Genomic DNA, 4,563 nt, shown 5'->3' with positions numbered 1-4,563 from the left:
CTTCGTCAACACCATCCTGGCCGATGGTACCTATGCCCGGCACATGAATGACGTGCAGCAGCGCCTGATCCGCCAGCAGGCGCAAACCCAGCGTTTGTTGCTGGCGCGTGGCTGGCAGTTCGACATAACCCCGCAAGGCGGCATGTTCCTGTGGGTCCATCACCCCGATCTGGCAGACCTGCAACCTTTCATGCACAAGCTGGAACAGCATAAAGTGCTGCTGATGCCAGGCTCGGCGTTTGCGGTCGGGCGTGACTACAAACGCTTTGCGCGCATCAACTGCACACACTTTTCCGACGCCGTGGCCGAGCATTTCAAGGTTCCGCCAGGCATCGGTAAATAAAGCGCCGAGTGACCTTGCACGGCGACTGCGCGCTTACTACCTTAGCGCCTTTAAAACCTTGCCACGCCTTGCAGGAGCCCTTGTCATGGCCGCCCCCGCCTTTCCTCCCTTCCGCCTGCGGTTCGCAACCGCCGCCACGCTGCTCGGCACGCTCGGGCTGGCCGGCTGCCAGACGGGCGGCTACCAGGACAGCGTGCCACCGACCAGCGGCATGCAACCGCTCAAAGGCCTGGCACAGAACGTTTCGGTACGCCGCAACGCCATGGGTGCACCGCTGATCGAAAGCAGCAGCTTCCATGACGCACTGTTCAGCCTGGGCTATGTGCACGCCGGCGATCGCATCGAACAGATGGTCGCCATGCGCCTGCTTGCCCAAGGCCGCCTGGCCGAGCTGGCCGGCAGCGAAGCACTGGACATCGACCGCCTGATGCGCGCGGCCAACCTCAAGCAGAGCGCCGCCCAGCAATACGCCGACGCATCGCCACGGCTAAAACGCTTCTTCGAAGTGTATGCGCGCGGGGTCAACGCCTACCTGTTCCGCTACCGCGACAAACTGCCCGCCAGCCTGGCCAGCAGGGGCTACCGCCCCGAATACTGGAAGCCAGAAGACTCGGCGCTGATCTTCAGCCTGTATGCCTTCAGCCAGTCGGTGAACCTGCAGGAAGAGCTAAGCGCCCTGACCCTGGCGCAGAAAACCGGCAGCGACAAGCTGGCCTGGCTGCTGCCGGGGGCCCCGGACGAACCGTTGGCCGAAAGCGAGGTGGACAAGCTCAAGGGCCTGAACCTGGCCAGCCAGTTGCCGGGGCTGCCGGCCCTGGCCGCTGCCAGCCAGAAGCTCGCCGAGCTCGACCTGCTCGGCAGCCCGGGCTCGGCCAACCTGGCCCTGGCCCCGCAGCGCAGCCGCAGCGGCAAGAGCCTGCTGGCCAGCGATAGCCGTGCCGCCTGGGCCCTCAGCCCGGTACAGATCCACACCGGCAAGTACCAGGTTGCCGGCCTGTCGCTGCCTGGCCTGCCGATCGTGCTGGCCGGCTATAACGGCAAGCTGGCCTGGAGCAGCAGTGCAGTCATGGCCGACAACCAGGACCTGTACCTGGAGCAGCTGCGCCGCCAGGGCACCCAACTGAGCTACCTGGCCGACGGCAAGTGGCTGCCGGCCCGGGCCCGCAGCGAAACCTTCCTGGTGCGCGGCCAGCGACCGCTGCGCGAAGTGATGTACGACACCCGCCATGGCACCCTGCTGGCCCAGCCCGACAACGCCAGCCTGGGCCTGGCACTGAACCTGCCGCAGTTCAAGGGCGACCGCAGCCTGGATGCGCTGTTCGACCTGACCCGCGCCAAGAACGTGGAACGTGCCTTCGACAGTACCCGCGAAGTCACCGCCGTCGCCCTCAATTTCGTTTTCGCCGAGCCTGAGCACATCGGCTGGCAAGTCAGCGGCCGCTACCCCAACCGCCGCGAAGGCCAAGGCCTGCTGCCCTCGCCAGGCTGGGACGGGCGCTACGACTGGGACGGCTATGCCGACCCGATGCTGCACCCCTACGACCAGGACCCGCCCGCCGGCTGGCTCGGCCACGCCAACCAGCGCAGCCTGCCACGCGGCTATGGCATGCAGCTGTCCAGCAGCTGGTACTACCCCGAGCGCGCCGAGCGCCTGGGCCAGCTGGCCGGCAATGGCCGCCACGATAGCCGCAGCCTGATGGCCCTGCAGAATGACCAGGTCACCCTGATGGCCGACAAGCTCAAGCAGATGTTCGACGCCCCGGGGATGGCACAGCCGCTGAAACAGGCGATCGATGCCCTGCCCGCCGCACAGCGCGACAAGGCCCGCGACACCCTGGCCCGGCTCAAGGCGTTCGATGGCCGCCTGAGCCCGGTGTCGGCAGATGCCGCGCTGTACGAGCTGTTCCTTCAGGAAATGGCTCGGCAGACGTTCCTTGACGAGCTGGGCCCGGAGTCCGGCCCGGCCTGGCAAGCGTTCGTCAGCAATGCGCGGTTGTCATTCTCGGCCCAGGCCGATCACCTGCTGGGCCGCGACGACAGCCCGTTCTGGGATGACCGCAACACCCCACAGAAGGAAGACAAGCCGGCCATCCTCGCCCGCAGCCTGGCAGCGGCAGTGGATGCCGGCACCGCGCAACTGGGCGCTGACCGCCGCGCCTGGCAGTGGGGCAAGCTGCACCAGTACCGCTGGCCGGCACCGGCCTACCATGGCCTGGGCGACCCGCTCGGCCGCTCGCCCATGGCCGCAGGTGGCGATTTCACGACCCTCGCCTTGACGCCTTACGCCTGGGGCAACGATTTCGATACCCGCCTGCCGGCCTCGGCGCGGATGATCGTCGACTTCGGTCAGGCCGAACCCTTGCAGGTGCTGACCAGCACCGGGCAATCCGGCAACCCGGCCAGCGCGCATTACAGCGACGGGCTGGATGCCTGGCTCAAAGGGCGCTTCATGAGCCTGCCGCTGCAACCGCAGAACTTCGGGCGGGCGTATGGCAACCAGCGGCTGACGTTGGTGCCTGGAAAATAAGCGTGATCGCCCGTATCGGGGCCGCTTTACGGCCCCGGTCATTTCCGGTCGAACTTCCCATGTCTGCCATGGCTCCTAACTGGTAACGCCAAACCAGTGCCCGTGCCATGGACCTCGTCATTGCCCGCCCCGAAGGCCTGTACTGCCCGCCCGGTGATTTCTACATCGACCCCTGGCGGCCGGTCGAGCGTGCCGTCATCACCCACGGCCACGGCGACCACGCCCGTACCGGCAACGCCCATTACCTGACTGCCGCACCGGGCGCCGGCATCCTGCGCAGCCGCCTGGGCCAGGACATCGACCTGCAGACCCTGCCCTACGGCGAGCGTTTGCTGCACCACGGGGTAACCCTGAGCCTGCACCCTGCCGGCCATGTGCTGGGTTCGGCGCAGGTGCGCCTGGAGTATCAGGGCGAAGTCTGGGTGGCCTCCGGCGACTACAAGGTGGAGCCCGATGGCACCTGCACCCCCTTCGAACCGGTGCCCTGCCACACCTTCATCACCGAATCGACCTTCGGCCTGCCGATCTACCGCTGGCCCAGCCAGGGTGAAATATTTGCCGGCATCAATGCCTGGTGGCGGGCCAACTGCGAACTGGGCAAGGCCAGCGTGCTGTTCTGCTACGCCTTCGGCAAGGCCCAGCGAATTCTGCACGGGCTGGACGCCAGCATCGGCCCGATCCTCGTGCATGGCGCCGTCGAGCCGCTGAACCGGGTGTACCGGGAGGCCGGCGTGCACCTGCCGGAAACCCGCTACGCCGGTGACATCCCGCGCAACGACCCACTGCTGCGCCAGGCCCTGGTGCTGGCGCCGCCATCGGCCGGCGGCAGCAGCTGGATGCGCCGTTTTGGCGACTACAGCGACGCGTTCGCCAGCGGCTGGATGCTGCTGCGTGGCACGCGCCGGCGGCGCGGCGTCGACCGCGGCTTCGTGCTCTCGGACCATGCCGACTGGCCAGGGTTGCTCTGGGCCATCGCCCAGACCGGTGCAGAACGGGTGATGGTCACCCACGGCTCGGTCAACGTGCTGGTTCGCTACCTCAACGAACAAGGCCTGGACGCCCGTGCTTTCGTCACCGAGTACGGCGAGGAAGACGACGCGACCAGCGCGGAGCCAGACGCATGAAGGCCTTCGCCGAGCTGTATCTGCGGCTGGATGCGACCACCTCGAGTAATGCCAAACTCGAAGCCCTGCGCGACTACTTTGCAAGCGCCCCCGCCGACGATGCGGCCTGGGCGGTGTACTTCCTGGCGGGCGGCCGCCCCCGCCAATTGGTGCCAACCCGTGTGTTGCGGGAGCTGGCCACCGCCCTGGCAGGGTTGCCTGACTGGCTGTTCGAAGAGAGCTACCAGTCCGTTGGCGACCTGGCCGAAACCATCTCGCTGTTATTGCCGCAGAGCCCTCAGCAGAGCGCCGATGGCCTTGCGTACTGGGTTGAAGCCCATTTGCTGCCGTTGCGCGGGCTGCCCCCGGAACAGATACAGCAACGCCTGCCGCCTTTGTGGGCGCAGCTGGACCGCCCCAGCCTGATGCTGTGCCTGAAGCTGATCACCGGCAGCTTGCGCGTCGGTGTATCGAAGCTGCTGGTCACCCGCGCCCTGGCGCAGCTGGCGGGCCTGGATGCCAAGCGGGTGGCCCAGCGCCTGGTCGGGTATACCGACATCAGCCACCGCCCCACTGCGGCCAGCTACCAG

The 4,563-nt window shown here is 67.1% G+C and carries 3 protein-coding genes and 1 pseudogene; all 4 read left to right on the top strand.

Translation table 11 applies throughout. The features are described from left to right. Positions 1-343 (top strand): aminotransferase class I/II-fold pyridoxal phosphate-dependent enzyme (locus tag HP546_RS26315; protein ID WP_172231587.1); only part of this gene is annotated, 343 nt, incomplete at its 5' end. An 85-nt stretch (positions 344-428) separates the two neighbouring features. Next, entirely contained in the window at positions 429-2,870 is a 2,442-nt protein-coding gene (locus tag HP546_RS26310; protein WP_172231584.1) for a penicillin acylase family protein, read from the top strand. A 107-nt stretch (positions 2,871-2,977) separates the two neighbouring features. After that, positions 2,978-3,994 (top strand): ligase-associated DNA damage response exonuclease, encoded by a 1,017-nt coding sequence (locus HP546_RS26305; protein WP_172231581.1) that lies wholly within the window; start codon positions 2,978-2,980, stop codon positions 3,992-3,994. Continuing rightward, positions 3,991-4,563: pseudogene (locus tag HP546_RS26300) on the top strand (ATP-dependent DNA ligase); the annotation flags it as partial. The gene HP546_RS26305 and the pseudogene HP546_RS26300, both read left to right, overlap by 4 nt.

The organism is Pseudomonas sp. CM25, assembly GCF_013179705.1.
In the GTDB taxonomy this organism is placed as follows: Bacteria; Pseudomonadota; Gammaproteobacteria; order Pseudomonadales; family Pseudomonadaceae; genus Aquipseudomonas.
The sequence above is the reverse complement of the archived record's forward strand: the minus strand, read 5'-3'. Positions and strand labels throughout refer to the sequence as shown.

What these genes read in the sequence shown, in the direction of transcription:
- HP546_RS26305 (WP_172231581.1), top strand. Translation starts at nt 2,978, where the DNA reads ATGGACCTCGTCATTGCCCGCCCCGAAGGCCTGTACTGCCCGCCCGGT.
- HP546_RS26310 (WP_172231584.1), top strand. Translation starts at nt 429, where the DNA reads ATGGCCGCCCCCGCCTTTCCTCCCTTCCGCCTGCGGTTCGCAACCGCC.